The organism is Amycolatopsis rubida, assembly GCF_900115345.1.
Lineage (GTDB): Bacteria > Actinomycetota > Actinomycetes > Mycobacteriales > Pseudonocardiaceae > Amycolatopsis > Amycolatopsis rubida.
In genome coordinates, this window is sequence record NZ_FOWC01000001.1 from 1217321 (window position 1) to 1236202 (window position 18882).

At 68.9% G+C, this 18882-nt stretch carries 18 protein-coding genes; 12 read left to right on the forward strand and 6 right to left on the reverse strand.

Annotated elements, in window-relative coordinates; translation table 11 throughout:
* Positions 1-37 precede the first annotated feature (37 nt).
* Complete coding sequence (locus BM362_RS05965; RefSeq protein ID WP_067577432.1) at positions 38-1324, forward strand: adenylosuccinate synthase; 1287 nt, start codon at positions 38-40, stop codon at positions 1322-1324.
* Positions 1325-1375: 51 nt separating this feature from the next.
* On the opposite strand, the gene BM362_RS05970 is transcribed toward BM362_RS05965, so the two are convergent.
* Positions 1376-1873: an OsmC family protein gene (locus tag BM362_RS05970; protein WP_067577430.1), complete on the reverse strand. Its 498-nt coding sequence runs from the start codon at positions 1871-1873 to the stop codon at positions 1376-1378.
* A 150-nt stretch (positions 1874-2023) separates the two neighbouring features.
* Here BM362_RS05970 and BM362_RS05975 point away from each other — a divergent pair, with 150 nt between their 5' ends.
* Positions 2024-2926, forward strand: coding sequence for a TIGR03564 family F420-dependent LLM class oxidoreductase (locus BM362_RS05975; RefSeq protein WP_067577428.1), 903 nt, complete (start codon positions 2024-2026; stop codon positions 2924-2926).
* Here the strand turns inward: BM362_RS05975 and BM362_RS05980 are convergent.
* Both BM362_RS05980 and BM362_RS05985 read right to left on the reverse strand, forming a co-directional pair.
* Positions 2907-4544 (reverse strand): Na+/H+ antiporter, encoded by a 1638-nt coding sequence (locus BM362_RS05980; protein WP_067577426.1) that lies wholly within the window; start codon positions 4542-4544, stop codon positions 2907-2909. The two genes, BM362_RS05975 and BM362_RS05980, sit on opposite strands and share 20 nt — an antisense overlap.
* Before the next feature lie 1172 nt (positions 4545-5716).
* Positions 5717-7252, reverse strand: coding sequence for an amino acid permease (locus BM362_RS05985; protein WP_093572401.1), 1536 nt, complete (start codon positions 7250-7252; stop codon positions 5717-5719).
* A gap of 168 nt (positions 7253-7420) precedes the next feature.
* Here BM362_RS05985 and BM362_RS05990 point away from each other — a divergent pair, with 168 nt between their 5' ends.
* Positions 7421-7873 carry a hypothetical protein gene (locus BM362_RS05990; protein ID WP_093572402.1) on the forward strand — a complete coding sequence of 151 codons (453 nt, stop codon included), beginning with the start codon at positions 7421-7423 and terminating at the stop codon, positions 7871-7873.
* A gap of 68 nt (positions 7874-7941) precedes the next feature.
* Here BM362_RS05990 and BM362_RS05995 read toward each other — a convergent pair whose 3' ends face one another.
* On the reverse strand, positions 7942-9078 hold the full coding sequence (locus BM362_RS05995; RefSeq protein ID WP_093572403.1) for a glycerophosphodiester phosphodiesterase: 1137 nt from the start codon (positions 9076-9078) through the stop codon (positions 7942-7944).
* Between the two features lie 241 nt (positions 9079-9319).
* Here BM362_RS05995 and purD point away from each other — a divergent pair, with 241 nt between their 5' ends.
* The 9 genes from purD to BM362_RS06040 all read left to right on the forward strand — a co-directional run bounded on the left by purD (position 9320) and on the right by BM362_RS06040 (position 17189).
* The gene (gene purD, locus BM362_RS06000; protein ID WP_067577420.1) at positions 9320-10579 is read left to right on the forward strand and encodes a phosphoribosylamine--glycine ligase; all 1260 of its coding nucleotides are present in this window, start codon (positions 9320-9322) and stop codon (positions 10577-10579) included.
* A gap of 99 nt (positions 10580-10678) precedes the next feature.
* A complete protein-coding gene (locus BM362_RS06005; RefSeq protein ID WP_037354127.1) occupies positions 10679-11068 on the forward strand; it encodes a PE domain-containing protein in 390 nt (129 codons plus the stop codon).
* Positions 11049-11651, forward strand: coding sequence for a DUF3558 domain-containing protein (locus tag BM362_RS06010; protein ID WP_093572404.1), 603 nt, complete (start codon positions 11049-11051; stop codon positions 11649-11651). The genes BM362_RS06005 and BM362_RS06010 overlap by 20 nt, the downstream gene beginning before the upstream one ends.
* Positions 11652-11660: 9 nt before the next feature.
* The gene (locus BM362_RS06015; RefSeq protein ID WP_093572405.1) at positions 11661-13262 is read left to right on the forward strand and encodes a PPE domain-containing protein; all 1602 of its coding nucleotides are present in this window, start codon (positions 11661-11663) and stop codon (positions 13260-13262) included.
* Complete coding sequence (locus BM362_RS06020) at positions 13259-14017, forward strand: ESX secretion-associated protein EspG (RefSeq protein ID WP_067577416.1); 759 nt, start codon at positions 13259-13261, stop codon at positions 14015-14017. Before BM362_RS06015 ends, BM362_RS06020 begins: the two co-directional genes overlap by 4 nt.
* Before the next feature lie 187 nt (positions 14018-14204).
* Positions 14205-14516 carry a hypothetical protein gene (locus BM362_RS06025; protein ID WP_067577414.1) on the forward strand — a complete coding sequence of 104 codons (312 nt, stop codon included), beginning with the start codon at positions 14205-14207 and terminating at the stop codon, positions 14514-14516.
* Positions 14517-14538: 22 nt separating this feature from the next.
* Positions 14539-15672 carry a transglycosylase SLT domain-containing protein gene (locus tag BM362_RS06030; RefSeq protein WP_093572406.1) on the forward strand — a complete coding sequence of 378 codons (1134 nt, stop codon included), beginning with the start codon at positions 14539-14541 and terminating at the stop codon, positions 15670-15672.
* Positions 15673-15713: 41 nt separating this feature from the next.
* A complete protein-coding gene (locus BM362_RS06035; RefSeq protein ID WP_067577413.1) occupies positions 15714-16880 on the forward strand; it encodes a pyridoxal phosphate-dependent aminotransferase in 1167 nt (388 codons plus the stop codon).
* A gap of 123 nt (positions 16881-17003) precedes the next feature.
* Complete coding sequence (locus BM362_RS06040; protein WP_067577411.1) at positions 17004-17189, forward strand: hypothetical protein; 186 nt, start codon at positions 17004-17006, stop codon at positions 17187-17189.
* A gap of 66 nt (positions 17190-17255) precedes the next feature.
* Here BM362_RS06040 and BM362_RS06045 read toward each other — a convergent pair whose 3' ends face one another.
* Together BM362_RS06045 and BM362_RS06050 are read right to left on the reverse strand one after the other, a co-directional pair.
* On the reverse strand, positions 17256-17837 hold the full coding sequence (locus BM362_RS06045) for an HAD family hydrolase (protein ID WP_067577409.1): 582 nt from the start codon (positions 17835-17837) through the stop codon (positions 17256-17258).
* 16 nt (positions 17838-17853) lie between these two features.
* The gene (locus BM362_RS06050; RefSeq protein ID WP_067577407.1) at positions 17854-18870 is read right to left on the reverse strand and encodes a threonine aldolase family protein; all 1017 of its coding nucleotides are present in this window, start codon (positions 18868-18870) and stop codon (positions 17854-17856) included.
* Between the last annotated feature and the right edge of the window lie 12 nt (positions 18871-18882).

The following is an 18882-nucleotide window of genomic DNA, read 5'->3' on the forward strand; positions in this document are numbered from 1 at the left end:
GGCCACTATTCCTATTGCCGAACACCTGGAGTGTCACATGCCGGCCATCGTGCTGATCGGTGCCCAGTGGGGGGACGAGGGCAAGGGCAAGGCCACCGACCTGCTCGGCGACCGCGTCCAGTGGGTCGTCCGCTACCAGGGCGGCAACAACGCGGGCCACACGGTCGTGCTGCCGAACGGCGAGAACTTCGCGCTGCACCTCATCCCGTCGGGGATCCTGACGCCGGGCGTGACGAACGTCATCGGCAACGGCGTGGTCATCGACCCCGGTGTGCTGCTGGACGAGCTGGCCGGTCTCGAGGAGCGCGACGTCGACACCAGCAAGCTGCTGATCTCGGCCGACGCGCACTTGATCATGCCTTACCACGTGGCGATCGACAAAGTCACCGAGCGCTACCTCGGCAGCCGCAAGATCGGCACCACCGGCCGCGGTATCGGCCCGTGCTACCAGGACAAGATCGCCCGCGTCGGCGTCCGCGTGCAGGACCTGCTCGACGAGAAGATCTTCCGCCAGAAGGTCGAGGCGGCGCTGGAGTTCAAGAACCAGGTGCTGGTCAAGGTCTACAACCGCAAGGCACTCGACGCGGACCAGGTCGCCGACGAGGTGCTCGCGGCGGGCGAGAAGTTCGCGCACCGCATCGCCGACACCCGGCTGCAGCTGAACCAGGCGCTGGAGCGCGGCGAGACAGTGCTGCTGGAGGGTTCGCAGGGCACGCTGCTCGACGTGGACCACGGCACGTACCCGTTCGTCACGTCGTCGAACCCGACGTCCGGCGGAGCGGGTTCGGGTTCGGGCATCGGCCCGGGCCGCATCACGACCGTGCTGGGCATCCTGAAGGCGTACACGACCCGCGTGGGCTCCGGCCCGTTCCCGACCGAACTGGACGACGAGTCCGGCGAGTACCTGCGCAAGCAGGGCGGCGAATTCGGCGTCACCACCGGCCGCTCCCGGCGCACCGGCTGGTTCGACGCGGTGATCGCCCGCTACGCGGTGCGGGTCAACGGCATCACCGACTACTTCCTGACCAAGCTGGACGTGCTGTCCGGCCTGGAAAAGGTCCCGGTGTGCGTCGGCTACGAGGTGGACGGCTTCCGCACCTCGGACATGCCGATGACCCAGACCGACGTGCACCACGCGGTCCCGATCTACGAAGAGCTGCCGGGCTGGTTCGAGGACATCTCGAACTGCCGCACGTACGACGAGCTGCCCGCCAACGCGCGGGCCTACGTCGAGCGGATCGAGGAACTGTCGGGCGCGCGGGTTTCGGCGATCGGCGTCGGTCCCGGGCGGGAGCAGACGATCGTGCGGCACGAGTTCGCCTGATCTTTCCGGTTGAGCGGCCCGGCTGGTTTCCCGCTGGCCTGGCCGTTGTGCCTAGCGAACCGTTGTGGTGACCGGGGTTTGGTTGCGGAACAGGTCGAGCACCGGGCAATGCTCGTCCGCCGCGCGGCGGAGTTGTTCGTAGACCTCGGGCGCGGCCGGGCCGTCGAGTTCCACGGACACCCGCACGTCGCTGAAGCCGGGCCGGGTCGATTCGTCGAAGCCGAAGAAGCCGTGGAGGTCCAGGTCGCCGTCCACCTGCACGCGCACTGCGTCCAGCGGGATGCCGAGGCGGGCGGCCCAGAACTGGTACGTGATCACCTGGCAGGACCCGAGCGCGGCCAGCGCGTACTCGACCGGGTTCGCCGCCTGGTCGGTGCCGCCGAGTTCGGGCGGCTCGTCCACAGTGAACGCGTGGTCGCGCACCCGGACGTCCACCACGGTCGCGGTGTTCTCGGCCAGCGCGTGCTCGACGCTGAACGACACCGCCGCGTTGTGCCGGTCCGTCCGCACGGCCTGGCGGGTGCCGTCGATGACGTCGGTCAGTGACATCGGTCCTCCTGGATTCGTCGGACGTCCAGGGTGCGGGTCTGCTGGGGCACGGGGCAGGGGCTCTCGGCGGCTGAGAACGCGGCTGGCGCAAAGGCACCGGGTTGTCCTAATTGGCGGGAAACCGGCGGTGTACCTGGATAATTGGAAGGTATGAGCGTCGGACTGACCGTGCCTGCCCGTCCGCAGGCGAACATCACTGTGCCCGAAGTGCTGGACCAGGCGCGCGAGGCCGAGGAGGCGGGCGCGGCGTCGATCTGGTTCTCCCAGCTGCCCTCCGGTCACGACGCGCTGGCGCTGGCCGCGCTGGCCGGCCAGGTGACGTCGCGAGTCGAGATCGGCACGTCCGTCGTGCCGATCTATCCGCGGCATCCGCTGACGCTGGCCGCCGCGGCGCGCACGGCGAGCGAGGCGTCCGCCGGGCGGTTCACGCTCGGCATCGGTCTTGGCGCGAAGAACTTCCTCGAACCCGTCTACGGCACGCCGTATCCGCCGCCGGTGCGGCACCTGCGCGAATACCTGACTGTTCTGCGGGCGTTGTTCGCTGGCGAGCAAGTCGACTTCACCGGCTCGACGGTCGAGGTGCACCTGTCGGAACCGGCACCGGCCGCGCCGGTGCCGGTGCTCGTCGCCGCGATGGGGCCGCAAGCATTGCGGGCGACTGGGGAGCTGGCTGACGGCACGCTGCCGTACCTGGCCAGCCCGCGGGCTATCTCGAACCTGATCGTGCCCGGGATCGGTCCTGGCAAGCGCGTGATCGCGGCTGTCCCGGCAGTGGTGACCAGCGACGTCGACGCGGTGCGCGAACTCGCGGTGCAGCAACTCGGCTTCTACGGTTCGATCCCGTCGTATCAGCGCATCCTGAAGGAGGGCGGCGTCGAAAGCGCGGCGGAGCTGGTGTTGATCGGCGACGAGGAGACGGTCGCCGCCGGCGTGCGGCGTTACTTCGACGCCGGCGCGACCGACGTGCTGCTCACCCAGACCGCCCTGCACACCGACGAGGACCGGCGGCGTACCTGGCGATTGACGGGCGAGCTCAACTCATCCGGTTCGTAAGCGTTGTCGTTACGGACATCTCTTCCAGGTCGAGTTCGCGCAGGACCTTCTGCAGGACGTCGTCGTCAAGGCGGCCGGCGCGGTTCTCCTCGATCATCGCTGCTCGCTGAGTGATGAGAAGTTCCCGCCGCGCCTTGGCGAACTGCGCTTGCGGACTGTCGCGGCGCTCCTCGCCGGACAGGGTGATCGCGGCCTGCGCGAACCGGTAACGGGTGTCCACCACGCGTTCCAGTCGTTCTTCGAGCCGTTTCATCTTCTCCGGCTCTATGTCTAAAGTGGACAGTTGGTCCCGGGCGAGTTCACGCAGCCGTTCGTGCGCGGCTTTCTGCGCGATCTTGCGCGCGGCCAGTTCCTCGGCCTGGTCGCGCGCGTCCTCGTCCGGGTCTTGGACTTTGAGCAGCCGGATCAGTGGTGGCAGCGTGAGCCCTTGGATGAGCACGGTCCCGACCGCGACGGAGAACGCGAACAGCTGGATCTCCGCGCGACCAGGCGTATCCGCAGGCACGCCGGACGCGGCGGCGATGGTGACGACGCCACGCATCCCGGTCCAGGAGATCACCGCCAGCGAACGCCAGGCAGGCGGATCGTGCTTCGTGCGTCTGAGAAGTTGCAGCGACCGGGGCAGGTAGCTGGACAGGAAGACCGCGGGAATCCGCACGAACATCGTGGCGAGCAACACGACGATCGCCGACAACGCGAGCGTCCCGTTGTCTCGTGCGGCATGCTGCGCCCCGTCGAGCACGAACGGCAGCTGCAGCGCCATCAACGCGAACACCAGCGCCTCAAGCATGACGTCGATCGACGCCCAGACAGACCGGTCCTGCACCCGCGTCGCAGGCGAGGCTCGCAACGACCGGTGCCCGAGGAACAGCCCCGCCGTGACGACCGCCAGCACGCCGGACCCGCTGAACTCCGCCCCGAACGGATGCAGGTGTTCAGCGGTGACGTATGCCGCGAACGGCACCACGATCCCGAATGCCGATTCGAGCAGCGGGTCGTCCAGCCTCGTGCGGATCAGCTCGACGACCCCGCCCGCGACCAGCCCGACGAGAATGCCGAGCACCGTCGCGACAGCGAAGACCGCGAACCCGTGCCCGAGCGATCCCGCAGTCCCGACCACCGCCGCGAGCGCGACCTTGTACAGCGTGAGCGCGGCCGCGTCGTTCACCAGGCTTTCGCCGGTGAGCACCGTCATCACGCCGCGCGGCAGCCCGAGCCGCCGTCCGATCGCGACAGCCGTGACCGCGTCCGGCGGAGACACGACCGCCCCGAGCACCAGCGCCGACGCCCACGGCAAATCGGGCAGCAGCAGATGCACGACGAACGCGATCACGAACGCGGTCGCCACCACGAGCAGCACGCCAAGCGTGATGATCGGCCGCAAGTTCGCACGAAAGTGGGAGATCGAACTCTCCAGCGACGTCGAGTACAGCAGCGGCGGCAGCACGACGGTCAGGATCAGCTCGGGCTCCAACTCGACCCGCGGAACACCGGGAATCAACGCGATCCCCAGCGCGACCACCACGATGAGCAGCGGCGCGGACAGGTTGAACCGCCGGGCGACCGCGGTCAGCCCCAGCGACCCGGCGAGCACGCCGACCAGCGTCAAGGTCTCCATGCTTGGCATCTTGACTCATCGATCCGGCGGGACGCGGATGGCGTGGGTTCGTGTCGGGACTCCCTTCGACGTGAGGCGGACGGGTTGGCCGCGGCCGGTTTGCTGGCGGGCCGCGTGGGGCGCTGGTGAGCGGGGCGGGCATGGGCCTTTCCGGGGCTGAGGTGTCGGGTGTGGCGGGTGGATCCGCGCTGGTGCCGGGATTCGTTGCCTTGGGGACAGTTCCCACGGGGTTAGCCGGGGGCGGCGCTGGGTGGGCGCGGAATGAGTGGATCGACGGCGGGTGCTGGGGCTCGCTGTGCGCGGGACAGTGCCGTCGGGTCGGCTGGCGGATGGTGAGGGGACGGGTGCCGGGCTGGTGGATCGACGGCGGGTGCCTGGGTTCGCTGCTTGGAGGCAGCGCCCACGGGTGTTCGTCGCCGGGTGGTCGGGCGGCCCGGTGTTGCCGTGGTGGTCGGTTATGGGTGGGCAGTGGCGTGGCTGGGCGGAGGGGATGGCTGCTTGGCGCTGAGGCGAGGACGAGTCGCTGGGGGCACGGCGGTGCGGAGGTCGGGGGCAGTGAGGGGTGAGGTCGCCGGACGGTGCCGCGTGAATGGTGGTCGGGCGGCACGGAGGAAGCCCAGGAATGGCGGACGTGGCGACGTGCCGGTTGGCGGGCTCACCCCGCCGCAGAGCGGACTCGTGGTCGGCGCACGGCGATTCGGCGAATGGCCGGCCCTGCTCGCGGACGCCGGTCAGGTGCTTCGCGGCGAAGCGGTGCAGGACCAGGCGCCGCCGGGCGGAGTGGTGCCAGGCATGGGCCGCCGGACGGGGCGGTGCAGGGCGGTGGGCCGCGCCGGACGAAGCGGTGTCCGGGTGGAGTGGTGCCGGGCCTGGCGCTGCTGGGTGGAGTGGTGCCAGGCATGGGCCGCCGGACGGGGCGGTGCAGGGCGGTGGGCCGCGCCGGACGAAGCGGTGTCCGGGTGGAGTGGTGCTGAACGGAGTGGTGTCCGGGTGGAGTGGCGCTGGGTGGAGTGGTGCTGAACGGAGTGGTGTCGGGTGGAGTGGCGCCAAGCGCGGGCTGTCGGACGGAGCGGTGCAGGGCGGTGCGCCGGGCGAAGCGGTGCCGGGTGGAGCGGCGCCGAACGGAGTGGTGTCGGGTGGCGGAAGGTCGTCCGTCTTGGGAACTCTCGGGATTAGCCGAGTTCCTTCAGTTCCTTCTCCACCGCGGCCAATTCCTCCGCCGAACCCTGCACCTTCGGGCCGGTGAACCACTTCCGCGCCGACAGGGCCCACCACAGGGCCGCTCCGCCCAGGACTACCAGGAAGGCGATCGGCGTGTAGTTGAACGAGTCGACTGTGATCGGGCTTGCTTGGGGGAGCATGAAGAGCACGAAAATCACCACGACCCATCCCGTCGCGACGATGCCGATTGGTTTGCCCCAGCGGCCCAGGTTCCACGGGCCCTTCTCGAAGCTGTCGCCGCGGCGGACGCGGAGGAAGACCGGGATCACGTAGGCGACGTACAGGCCCACTGTCGCGATCGAGGTGACTGCTGCGTAAGCCGTCGCGCTCCACAGGTACGGCAGCGCCAGCACCAGTGCACCGACCGCCGCTAGCCATACTGCGTTGGTCGGGGTCTGGGTTCGTTTGTTGATGTTGTGCCAGATCTTCGAGCCCGGGATCGCGCCGTCGCGGGCGAAGGCGTAGATCATGCGGGAGTTCGCGGTCACCGAGGCCATGCCGCAGAACAGCTGTGCGCCGATGCAGATCAGGAGCAGGAATTTGCCGGTCACCGCGCCGGTCGCGTCGATGAAGATCTGGGCTGGCGGGACGCCGGTCGCCGAGTTGACGGCTCCGTCGTAGTCCTGGATCGCGAACGTCAGGCCGATCAACAGGATCCAGCCCGCGACCAGCGACACGAGGATCGAGTTGATGATTCCGCGCGGGCCCGCTTTCGCGGCGTTCTTGGTTTCCTCCGTCATGTGCGCCGAGGCGTCGTAACCGGTCAGGGTGTACTGCGCCAGCAGCAAACCCAGCAAGAACACGTACGGTGCGGAACCCCAGCCGGTCTGGTTCACGAAGCTGCCGAACACGAACGACGCTTCCTGATGCTTCGCCGGCACGAACACGAGCACGCCCACGATCACCAGCACGCCCAGCAAATGCCACCACACGCTGACGCTGTTCAGTACCGCCACCACTCGCACGCCGAAGGTGTTCAGCACCCCGTGCACGACAAGAATGATGGCCAGCAACAAAATCGTGTGGCCCGGCGTCGCGCTGAAGCCCCACTGCAGATCGAGGAACGCGTTGAGGAAGAGCGCGGCTCCGAAGTCGATGCCCGCGGTCACCGCGATCTGTCCGATCAGGTTGAACCAGCCGGTGAACCACGACCACGCCGGGCCGTTGCGGGTCGCCAGTTTCGCGGCCCAGTAATAAAGCCCGCCCGCGGTTGGGTAGCTTGAGCACACCTCCGCCATGCCCAGCCCGACCAGCACCACGAACAGCCCGACCAGTGGCCAGCCCCAGATCATCGCCGCCGGGCCGCCGGTTTTCATGCCGAAGCCGTACAGCGTGAGACAGCCGGACAGGATCGAGATGATCGTGAACGACACGGCGAAGTTCGAGAACGCCGACATCGTGCGTTTGAGTTCCTGCGCGTAGCCGAGCGCGTGCAGGCGAGCGCTGTCTTCGTCGGATTGGCCGGTCTGCTGGTCGGAGACATCCATCGGGCACCCACCTGAAAGGTATGCGGACAGACCATTGAGAGTGCGCAGAAGTTAGCTCCCGGCGTTCGCGGGTGTCAAGGTTTCGCTGGTGGCTGGGCGGAAGCTCCTCCGAACGGCGCAGGGCGGTCCGGGTCTGAGTGATCAACACAAGACCAGTATCTCGAACAATTGTTCGAGATCGCATCACTCGAACCGGTCATCTGCGGGAGGACTGCGGGCGCAGGCCATGATCTGCTGGTGAAAGCCGAAGAGTTGGTCGCGATCGAGTTGGCCGACGACGAGCGCAAAGTACTGGGTCGCGGACTGGCCGAGTGGGGTGGGCCAGCACATTGCACTGAAGCGCTCGCAGTGGCGATGGGCTTCCGGAGCGTGGCTGATCTGTACGAAGAAGGTCGTCGTCTGCATGCGGCTCTCACCGCTGGCGATCCGCTCGGCCCTCGGGACTGGCGGCGGATGCTGGTGGCTACTGAAATCGTCTTCGCCAGCGATGTGTTCGGTTCAGGCTGTGATTGGTCGATAACCACCGGCTTCTCGGACGAGGAGACGATCAAGATCCTGCGGCGGTTGCAGCGAACGATCGCTCGCGCGCTTCGCGGCGCACTCCATCGTCACGATCATTGAGCAACCGCGAAAACGGCCCGCCGGCGACGCGAACGTCACCGGCGGGCCAGGCGGAACCAGCGGAAAACTCAGCGACCGGCGAAGTCCCGCACCGATTCCAGTGCGGTGTCCGGCTGGTCGGCGAAGAATCCGTCGACCCCGGCCTTCAAGAACGCCGCTTCCTCCGCGAACACGTTGCCGAACGCACTCGGGCTGGCCGAGGAGCGCAGGTTCGCGGGCAGGAACGGGTTTTCGTTGCGGAAGGTGTAGGGCTGCACCTCAAGCCCGGCGCGGTGTGCGTCGGCGATCAGCGCGGTGGGCTTGCCGAGGTTGTCCTGCGCGTCCCGCGGGATGATCTGGCCTTTGTCCGGGCCGAGGTACTTCGCGTACTTAGCGATCTCGCGCAGGCCGGCGGGCGTGACCAGGTCGGCGTACGTGCGCTTGTCGCCCTTCGCGACGAAGTCGGCCGGAGCGCCCGTCGCCTCGGTGAGCTGCAGCAGCGGCACCCGCACCTGCTTGTGCAGTGCCTGGAGGTTCGACACCTCGAACGACTGGATGATCACCGGCGCGTTCGGGCGGTTCAGGCCGTTGCGGTTGAGGATCGACACCAGCTTCGGCTCGGTCGGGTTCCCGATCGAGCTGAAGTACGTCGAGTGCTTGACCTCGGGGTAGGTGCCCAGCGTCCGGTGCAGTTCGTGGCCGAGCCGCCGGGTCAGGTCGAGCACCTCCTGATAGGTGGCGATCCGGTAGCGGCCGTCGTAGAGCTGGTTGTTCGGCCGGTTCTGCGGGATCCGCTCCTTGGCGTAGAGCGTCTTCAGCTCGGCGAGGGTGAAGTCCTCGGTGAACCAGCCGGTCATCGTGGTTCCGTCGATGACCTTCGTGGTCTTGCGCGAGGCGAACTCCGGATGGTTCGCGACGTCGGTGGTGCCGCCGATCTCCGGCTCGTGCCGGGCGACGAGCTGGCCGTCCTTGGTCGGCACCAGGTCGACGTCGACGTAGTCCACGCCCATCCGGTAGGCGAGTTCGTACGACGCGAGCGTGTGCTCCGGGCGGTAGCCGGGCGCGCCCCGGTGTCCGACGATCACCGGGCCATCGTGCCGGGGACCGTGCGCGGCCGCACCCGCGGCCGTCTCCTCGCTCGCGGCGGCCGGGCCGATCGCGAGACCGGCGACGCCGAGCAGGGCCAGGCCGGACAGGGCGAGCACGCCGAGGCGTTTGCGCTTCATGGGGGACCTTTCTCTACCGGGCGATCCGCAGCTCGCCACGACTACCGCGTCACCCTCGCCGCCGCAAGCGTCGGGCGCGCGGCACCAGCCGGACGGGCGGTTGACAACCGGGTAAACGGTGGATGGCACCCGAAACCGGACACCATGCGACCGGCACCGGACCAGTCGCGCACCTGGTCCGCTGCCGGGGTCGCGGACGGCGCGCTGCCGCGGCGCGACACGCACCGTTACGCTGTCCGGCGTGCGCGTACTGGTAATCGGCTCCGGCGCCCGGGAGCATGCACTCGTCCTCGCGGTGGCAGGCGACCCCGCGGTCACGGCGCTCGCTTGCGCCCCCGGCAATGCCGGCACGACTGCGGTCGCGGAGCAGCTCGGGGTCGAGCTCGCCGAGCCGGAGGCCGTCGCGGCTCTGGCCAAGGAGTGGAAGGCCGACCTCGTCGTGATCGGGCCGGAGGTGCCGCTCGTCGCGGGCGTCGCCGACGCGGTGCGCGACGCTGGCATCGCCTGCTTCGGACCGTCTGCTGCGGCCGCGCGCATCGAGGGGTCGAAGGCGTTCGCGAAGGACGTCATGGCGACCGCGAAGGTGCCGACAGCTCGCAGTGAGGTCGTCGACACTCCCGCCCGCCTCGACGCCGCTCTTCAGCGGTTCGGGCCCACCTGGGTCGTGAAGGACGACGGTCTCGCCGCGGGCAAGGGCGTGGTTGTGACCCAGGACATCGAGGTCGCGCGCAAGCACGCGCTAATGCTGCTCGACGGCGGTCACCCGGTCCTCCTGGAGTCCTTTTTGGACGGCCCGGAAGCCTCGCTGTTCTGCTTCGTCGACGGCCGCACCGTGGTGCCGATGCTGCCCGCGCAGGACTTCAAGCGTGTCGGCGACGGCGACACCGGTCCGAACACCGGCGGCATGGGCGCGTACGCACCGCTGCCGTGGGCCCCTGCCGATCTGGTGGACGACGTCGTCGCGCGGGTCGTGCAGCCGGTCGTGGACGAGCTCGCCGACCGGGGCAGCCCGTTCTCCGGCCTGCTCTACGCCGGTCTCGCGCTCACCTCGGAAGGCCCGCAGGTGATCGAGTTCAACTGCCGCTTCGGCGACCCCGAGACGCAGGTTGTGCTGGCACTGCTGCGTACGTCGCTGGCCACTGTGCTGAATGCGACGGCCACCGGGAAGCTGGCCGAGCTGCCGCCGCTGGAGTGGTCGGGTGGGGCCGCGGTCACCGTCGTGATTGCTGCGGACGGGTACCCGGGCAAGCCGCGCACTGGTGACGTCATCACCGGCGGAGAGATCGAAGGCGTGCTTCACGCGGGTACGCGGCGTCGCGACGACGGTGCGGTGATCTCGGCTGGCGGACGCGTGCTGTCGGTTGTCGGCACCGGTAAGACGCTTAAGGCGGCGCGTAAGCACGCGTACGAGACTGTCGAGCGTGTACACCTCGCGGGCTCGCACCATCGCACCGATATCGCACTGCGCGCGGCCAACGGGGAAGTAAGCGCTCCCGCCTGAACAGCTTCTCCACGAAGTTCGCCTCGGGTTCACGCGCCGGTTGGTAGCCTCGAAACGGGTCCGTACGGTCACCGTCCGTATCACGGGAGGGGTTAGCGCATGCCGGGAAGCACACCGCTCACCGACCTGGCTTCGTCGGTTCCGGCAGCGCCGGGCGTGGCGGACATCGTGGTCGAGCCAGCGAAGCTGCTTGAGGTCGCGCGGGTGGTCGACGAGCAGGTCAGCGCGCTCGAAGACAAGCTCCTCACGCGGCTGGGCGAGCTGCGCGTCGACACTCCTTCGTCGGACACGGTGAGTGTGAACGCGATGGCTGCGTGGAACACGGTCGTCGCGGAAGGCGATCAGTCGTATGCGGCGCAGGTGCGCGCGTACGTCGCCAATCTGCACAAGCTTGTCGGACAGCTGCGCGAAGCAGCGAAGACGTACGAGGCCAGCGACGCGGACAAGGCCGCGGCGTTCGGGGACCGCGGTGCGCACGGCATCCACTAAGCCGATCCTCGCCGTCGTCGCGGTGCTCGGGGTCGCGAGCTGCTCCTCGGGCGAGCAAGGCACTGCGTACCCCGTACAGCCCGCGATGAGTTCCCTGGCGCAGCAGACGAAAGCGGCCGCATTGCCGCAGCGGCCATCGGACTTGCCGATCGCCGGAACCGATCCGTGCGACCTGCTGGGCCAGGCGCAGCTCGACCTGCTGAAGGTGACGAGCGTGCCGCGCAAGGCCGCCGCGCCGAAGGACGGGCCCACCTGCGTGTTCGATTCGGACAAGACCGAGCCGTTCCACGCGCTGCACCTGCGGATCGTCAACGCGGACCTGCAGGAGTGGCTCACCGGATCGCGACGCAAGAACAGCATGACCACAGCGGCCACCAGCGTCGAGGGCTATCCGGCGATCACGAACTACCGAGCGGCGGGCACCCCCGCCGACTGCGAGGTGCTCGTCGGCGTCGCCGCGGGACAGACCATGGCGGCACAGGAGTTCGCGATCACCGCGGGCGCGTTCAGCCAGCCGCAGTTGTGCGACATCGCCACCCAGGCCGCCGGCCTGGCCGTGCAGGGCCTGAAGAACCGGACCTAGGGAGGGCGCGTGGAGATTTCCGAACTCGCGGGCAGGATCCGCGACCACCGTTTCGACGGATGGACCGACACCGCGATCGCCGACGAGATCGAGAAGTTCGGCACCGGCGATGGAATCGCCAGCATCGCCACCGCTGTCGAGGCGCTGCGGGAAATCGCGACCGCGCTCGCGGGTACCGATCACACGCTGCGCGACCAGCTGGCGAAGCTCGGCGTCGAATGGCAGAGCCAGGCGGGCGGACAGGCCGGGCAGGTGCTGTCGGACCAGGCTGGCTTCTCCCAAGACGCGATGCAGAAGGTCACCCACACCGCGGAAATGCTTTTCGCGCAGGGGGAAGCGTTCAACCGCACCAAGTACAAGCTGCCCGACCCGGCGGCGGTGCGCAAAGGCGCGGAGAGCCTCACCCTCATTGATTCGGTGGCGAGCTTCCTCGGATTCGAGACCGATCACGCGGCACAGGTGCAGGCCGCGGACAACGCGCGCGGCCAGGCGGTCGAGGCGTTGAACGCCTACGCCCAGCAGAGCGGCGAAAACCTGCTGTCCACCGAGCCCTTGAGCCAGCCGCAGTCGCTCACGATGGTCCAGCCTGGCAGCGGGCCGAGCCCGGTCGACCGCGCGGCCGCCGCGGTCGAGGTGACTCCGGACGGCCAGGTACGGCCCGCCGCGGCGTCAGTGAAGTCGCAGTACGTTCCCCCGCCGCCGCCTCCGGCCCCGCCGGTCGTGGATCCGCCGACGCCCGCGTACGGCACGGCTTCGCAGGCACCGGTTCCTCGGCCAGCCGCACCGGTGATCGCGGCCAGCTACGTGCCGCCGTCCTCGCCGCCGCCCGCGGGGTGGGAGAAGGGATCGGTGCCGCACGGCAATCCGCCTCGGTCGGTCGGTTCGACCAACGGGCCGGGAATCCCCAGCGGGCCAAGCACTTCGGGCGGACCCTCTGGGCCACGGGTTCCGGGCGCGGTACGGCCCGGGGAGCCTGGCACGTTCCCGCCGGCTGGTCCGCGCGGCACGAGCAGCGGACCCGAGAGCACGCCGGCCAACCGCGGAACTGTGGGCAGCTCCGAAAGCCTGGGCGGCACAAGCGGATCCGGTCGTTCCGCGGTCGGCGGCTCGGCCGGGGGCAGCTACCCTGGCGGCGGGCACGAAAACCAGGCGCTGCAACGAGGTCGGCTGGTCGGCAGCGTCCCGCAGGCACCGCCGCCACCCGTCGCCGAAGCTCCCGGCAACGCCCCGGCCCCGCGCGCAGGAGGCGCGTCTGCCGGAGAAATCGGGGCAGGCGCTGCTGCTTTGGGCGCGGGAGTAGCCGGTGGCGCGCTTTCCGGCGACCGCGAACGGCAAGGCCGCGCACAAGACGGTCAGCCGAAGGGTTTGGTCCGGCCGTTGCCGGTGGACGAGCTTCCCGAGGAAGAAGCCGTCGCGCTGCGCAAAGCCGAGCAGATCGCGCCGAAACCGGGCGGCGGCGACGCCAAGTACCTCTCCGAAGCCGCGCCGCAGGAAAGCGACGACGAGCACGTGCGCCGCTTCGGAGTCGACGACAAGGACCTGTTCGCCGACGGCCGGATGGTGACGCGCGACGTCCTCGGTGACGGCACCGGAGACGTGCGCCGGCCGTGAACCTGGTACTGACCGCCCTCGAATTCGATGTGCTGTGGGAATCGCTGGACCTGGGCGGGCGTCCCGCCACGCTCGCGGTTCCGTCGCCAGGGCGCACGCACACCGAACGGGCCGAGCTGATCGAGTCCGTCTGGGATTCGCTCGCGCAGCGACGGCTGGCGCGCGGCCGCCGTCCTTCTGGGACGGTGCTCGATCAACTGCATTTGCTGGCGCGTCCGCGGGAAGCGGTGGACGTCTGGGTGTGGGCGGACCGAGAGATCCGCGGCCGCGCGGTGAGCCGGGGCAGCCAGGCCGTGCTCGCGGTGGTCGACCGGGACGAGGTGTGGCTGATCCCCGCTGACGCCAGCGGGCTCGCCGCCGCCGCGGTGACGGTGGCCGGATCGCTCGACCCGGGTGTCGGCCAGTCGGTCTCGGTACCGCACAGCACGCTCGTTGCCGCCGACACGGCTGCCGCGGGTGATCCGAAAGCAATGGTCACGGCCTTGGAAGACCGGGGCGTGGCGTTGTGGGAGGCGCAGGAACTGGCGGGCATGCTGATGGGACAGGCGGCCCGCGGCCAGTTCTGCGCGGAACACATCCTGCGGGACGGGACGGTGCGCCGGTCGCCGCACGTCGCGGCGTTCTACGACACCGATTCCGGGCGGTATCTGTTCCAGCTCACCGATGATCCGGACGGGCATACCTGGGCGACGGTGAGCCCGGCGGACAACGCGGTGCTCGTGGAGCGGGTGCGGGAGTTGCAGGCCGCGATCTGACGCTTTGGCGTGACCGTTTTACCCCTTTTCGATCGCGCTATAACCCGGTCCGGGGGTTCGCGGCCGGAAGTCGGGCAGAACTGCACACGGCACGTGCTCGAAGTCTTAGAGTAAGCAGGGAACCGACCTGGTGAGCGGAGCGTCCGAACTGGTCGGGAAGCGAGTGTCGCGAAGGGGATGACGAACGGTGCCTGTCTACGATCCGGATTCCATGGCCATTGCCGCCAGGAACGTGGAGAAGCTGAAGGACGAGTTCGAAAAGTCCAAGAAGCACCTCACCGGCGTTGACGACGAGCCGGAAAGCCCGTTCGGCACGATGGGCGGCTCCAAGGACGTGCACGGCGCGGTCGGCACGTTCAAACAGGGCGTGCACAGCGAGTTCGACGCGGCCGGGAAGCTGATGGAGGCGACCAGCTTCATTCTCAAGAAGGCCGCCGGGCTGATCCAGGAAACCGATCAGGTCCACAAGACCGACCTGACCGTCCACGAAGACCGCTGAGCAGGCACGAGGGGGCTAGAGCATGGCGCTGATCGACTACCCGCCGAACTGGAACGGCATTGTCGAGAAGTCCAAGAAGGTCGACAAGATCAACCCGGACGCGATCAGCAAAGCGGGGCAGCAGTTCAGCGACGCCGCGAAGCAGGCGGGCGACCACAGTGCCGCGCTGAACAATTCCACGAAGTCGTTGGCAGGCGGAGTATGGGAAGGCCCGGCGGCGGACTCCTTCGTCGAGTACGTCACGCAGATCACCAAGGCCGGCGACAAGGTGCAGGGGCATCTTGACGACGTCGGCAAGGACCTGACGCAGCTGTCGAGCGACCTCGGCGGGATCAAGAGCAAGGTCACCGAGGCCTTCAACACCGCCAAGACGAATATCGACAACCGCATCAAGACCGAGTCGGACAAAGCGCAGAAGGCGCAGACCGCCGAGGCCGAGTACGCCAAGTCGGACAAGAAGGGCCCGGCACCCAGCCCGACGTCGCAGTCGATCATCGACGCCGCGAACAAGGCCAACCAAACCGACGCCACCAATGCCGAGCAGACCATCGATCCGCTGCTGGGCCAGGCCGACGACATGGTCAAGAAGTCGCAGGACCTGATGAAGACGCAGATCGAGGGCGGCTACTCGAAGGTCCCGCTCCCCAACTCGGACGGCACCATCCCGCAGAGCACCGGCGGCCTGCACACCGGCCACGGCGGTGGCGGCGGCGGTCATCACGGCGGCGGTGGCGGCGGTGCCAGCGGTGGCGGCGGCGGTCTCGGCCCGAGCGGCGGTCCGCCCTCCTCTCCGCCGCCCGGCAACGTTCAGCAGTGGATCCAGGAAGCGATCAAGGAACTGCAGGCCGCGGGCGTGAACGTGACCGACGCGGACATCAAGAACATCTGGGCGATCATCCAGCACGAGTCCGGCGGCAATCCGAACGCGATCAACAACTGGGATTCGAACGCCGCGGCCGGGCATCCGTCCAAGGGCCTGATGCAGTGCATCGACTCGACGTTCAACGCGCACAAGCTGCCGGGGCACGACAACATCTACAACCCGGTCGACAACATCATCGCCGGCGTGCGGTACTCGCTCGACCGGTACGGCTCGATGTCCAACGTCCCGGGCATCGCGGCGATGGCGCACGGCGGCGCGTACCGCGGTTACTGACGGCACACCCCGCACGTGGTTCCGCCGGTTAGCCTGGCCGCATGGTCGACATCGGTGCTTTCGGCGGACCCGCGTTGCGGGCAGGCGTGCCTCCTTTTCACGTGATGGACGTGCTGTCCGCGGCGCAGGCCCGGCAGCGCAGCCACGGCGACCTGATTTCGCTCGCCGCTGGGCAGCCGTCCGTGCCCGCTCCGGCGGCGGTGCTCAAGGCCGCCCAGGAAGCGCTCGCGAAGCACACCCTCGGCTATACCGAACAGCTGGGCATTCCTGAGCTGCGGGAAGCCGTCGCCGGGCATTACCGGCGCACCTACGACGTCGACGTGATCGCCTCCGACGTCGTCATGACCACCGGTTCGTCCGGCGGGTTCCTGCTGTCGTTCCTCAGCGCGTTCGACCCCGGCGCGCGGGTCGCGATGGCCCGCCCGGGCTACCCGGCGTACCGGAATCTGCTGAACGTCCTCGGTTGCGAGGTCGTCGAGTTCGCGACCACGGCGGAGACGAATTTCCAGCCGACCGTCGAGCAGCTCGACCGGCTCGGGCCGATTGACGGGCTCATCGTCGCGAGTCCCAGCAACCCCACCGGGACCGTGCTGCCGCCGGGCGAGCTGGCCGCGATCTCCGGCTGGTGCGCCTCGCACGGCGTGCAGCTGATCAGCGACGAGATCTACCACGGCATCTCGTATGGCAAGCAGCTCGATTGCGCCTGGCAGTACGGCCGGGAAGCGCTGGTGCTCGGGTCGTTCTCGAAGTACTTCGCGATGACCGGATGGCGGCTCGGCTGGATGCTGGTGCCGCAGCGCCTGCACCGCGCGGTCGACGTCCTGACCGGCAACTTCACCATCTGCCCGCCGGCGGTCTCGCAGTACGCGGCGGTCACGGCGTTCACCCCGGAGTCGTACGCCGAAGCGGACGCGCACGTCGAGCACTACCGGCGCAACCGCGACCTGCTCTTCGCCGGGCTCCGCGAGATCGGGCTCGACAAGCTCGCCCCGGCCGACGGCGCGTTCTACGCCTACGCCGACGTCTCCGACCACACCACCGACAGCCTGAGCTGGTGCCAGCGGCTACTCGCCGACACCGGCCTCGCGATCACCCCGGGAATCGACTTCGACCCGGTCGACGGCGGCCGCTACGTGCGGTTTTCCTTCGCGGGCGCGACCGAGGACGTGACCGAGGGACTGCGTCGGCTCGGAGACTGGCTGGGGTGAAACCGGTCAGGGGAACCCGGAGATCCCCCTGAACGTTGGGCTGGCGTAGAGAGTTTCCGTCGCACGGATGGCACGCTGGAGGGCACCGGGCCGACGTGGCGCGGAAACGGCATCGGAGGAGCCATGTTCTGGAAGATCGTCGGAGCGCTCATCGTGGCCTGGATCGCCTTCATGGTGCTCGGGTCAGTGATCGGCTTCGTGTTCAAGGCCGTGCTGTGGATCGGCATCATCGGCGGGGTGCTGTTCCTGGGCACCGCGGCCTACGGGGCGATCACCGGGAAGAAGCAGTCGAAGCGCATCAGCCGCTGACCGGCGCCGAACCATACTGGGCACCCGACGGCTCCCGCACCGAAAGGGGCGGGAGCCGTTCGCGGTTCAGGCCAGCGCTGCGCGGGCGGCCTCGGCGCCGTCCCAGAGGTGCGCGCGGATTCCGACCGCGCGGGCGCCGTCGATGTTGACCTGGCGGTCGTCGAAGAACAAGCACTCCTCCGGTGCGGCACCCAGTTTGTCCAGCAGCAGCTGGAAAATCTCGGCGTCCGGCTTCGCGACCTTCACGTCGCCGGAGAACAGCGTGTGCTTGAACAGCTTCGCCCACTCCTGCTCGCGCACCCAGACGCCGAACGCCGACGGCGCGTTCGACAGCAACGCGAGCGAGGCTCCGGCGTCGGACAGCGACTGCAACAGGTCCAGCGATCCCGGCGCGAGCTGTCCCCACCCCGCGACGTCGAGCGCGGTCAACTCGGCCGACAGCGCGTCGTCCACCTTCGCGCCTACCTGGTCGCCGATCGACGTCCAGTACTCCAGGTCAGGGCAGCCGCGGTCGTACGGGTCGCGCACGCTCCAGTACACCGGTTCGAACGTCTCGGGCGAGACGCCCATGGCGGCGGCCAGCTTCGGCACCGCGGCGGTGCGGAGGCTGAGCACCTCGCCGTAGTCGAACACGATCCAGTTGGTCACCTGAGTCCCCCAGGGTTCAGGCACCGGCTTTGATCCGGCGCAGTGCTTCGGCGATGTCAGCGGACGACAGGTCCCGGTGCGTCACGAACCGGACCTTGCCCGCCATGGGCAGAGCCTGGATGCCGAGCGAGCCGAGCCAGTTCAGCGCGGTCGGCACGTCCGGCACCCCGGCGAGAACGATATTGGTATCCGGCGTCCGCACGTCCCAGCCGTGTTCGGACAGGCCGTCGGCCAGCCGTTTCGCGAACTCGTGCGTCTCGGCCAGTTCGTCGACGCGGTCCAGCGCGACCAGGCACGCAGCGGCGAGCACTCCGCCTTGACGCACGCCGCCGCCGAGCATCTGCCGCATCCGGCGGGCCTGCTCGACGAACTCGGCGCTCCCCGCGACGACCGAGCCGACCGGCGCGCCGAGGCCCTTGCTGAAGCATGCCGACACCGAGTCCACGCCGACCGTCAGCGCGGCGGGCGGCACCTGCAACGCGACAGCCGCGTGCCAGATCCGCGCGCCGTCGAGGTGCACGGTGAGCCCGGCCTGCTTGGCGACGGACAGCAGCTGCGCGTGCTCGTCGGGCGGAGTGACCGCGCCGCCGGCCGCGTTGTGGGTGTTCTCCAGGCACAACAGCGTGGTGCGGAGCGTGAAGTACGGGCCAGGGTTGCCGATCGCCGCTTCCAGCGTTTCCGGCAGGCACCGGCCAGGGCCCGCGTCGTGTTCGAGGATGTCGGGCATGCCGCCGGCCAGCCAGGCGGCCGAGCCGAGTTCGTTGGTGAGCACGTGCGCGCCGCGGGTGGCGAGGAACCGGTCGCCGCGTCGCAGGTGGACGCTCAGCGCGATCAGGTTCGCCATCGTCCCGCTCGGCGTCCACAGCGCCGCGGGCATCCCGAGCGTCTGCGCGGCCCGGCGTTCGAGTTCGGCGATGGTCGGATCGGTGCCGATGACGTTGTCGTCGACCTCGGCCTCGGCCATGGCCGCGCGCATGATCGCGTCCGGGCGGGTGACGGTGTCGGAACGGAAGTCGATCAGCTGCCCAGTCATGGTCACAGTCCG

Excerpts from the sequence above, each read along its gene's own strand:
- BM362_RS06050 (WP_067577407.1), bottom strand. The coding sequence starts at position 18,870 with ATGACTGGGCAGCTGATCGACTTCCGTTCCGACACCGTCACCCGCCCG.
- BM362_RS05970 (WP_067577430.1), bottom strand. The coding sequence starts at position 1,873 with ATGTCACTGACCGACGTCATCGACGGCACCCGCCAGGCCGTGCGGACG.
- BM362_RS05965 (WP_067577432.1), top strand. The coding sequence starts at position 38 with ATGCCGGCCATCGTGCTGATCGGTGCCCAGTGGGGGGACGAGGGCAAG.
- BM362_RS06005 (WP_037354127.1), top strand. The coding sequence starts at position 10,679 with ATGCCGGGAAGCACACCGCTCACCGACCTGGCTTCGTCGGTTCCGGCA.
- BM362_RS05995 (WP_093572403.1), bottom strand. The coding sequence starts at position 9,078 with ATGAAGCGCAAACGCCTCGGCGTGCTCGCCCTGTCCGGCCTGGCCCTG.
- BM362_RS06040 (WP_067577411.1), top strand. The coding sequence starts at position 17,004 with ATGTTCTGGAAGATCGTCGGAGCGCTCATCGTGGCCTGGATCGCCTTC.
- BM362_RS05975 (WP_067577428.1), top strand. The coding sequence starts at position 2,024 with ATGAGCGTCGGACTGACCGTGCCTGCCCGTCCGCAGGCGAACATCACT.
- BM362_RS05980 (WP_067577426.1), bottom strand. The coding sequence starts at position 4,544 with ATGGAGACCTTGACGCTGGTCGGCGTGCTCGCCGGGTCGCTGGGGCTG.
- BM362_RS06030 (WP_093572406.1), top strand. The coding sequence starts at position 14,539 with ATGGCGCTGATCGACTACCCGCCGAACTGGAACGGCATTGTCGAGAAG.
- BM362_RS06035 (WP_067577413.1), top strand. The coding sequence starts at position 15,714 with ATGGTCGACATCGGTGCTTTCGGCGGACCCGCGTTGCGGGCAGGCGTG.
- BM362_RS05985 (WP_093572401.1), bottom strand. The coding sequence starts at position 7,252 with ATGGATGTCTCCGACCAGCAGACCGGCCAATCCGACGAAGACAGCGCT.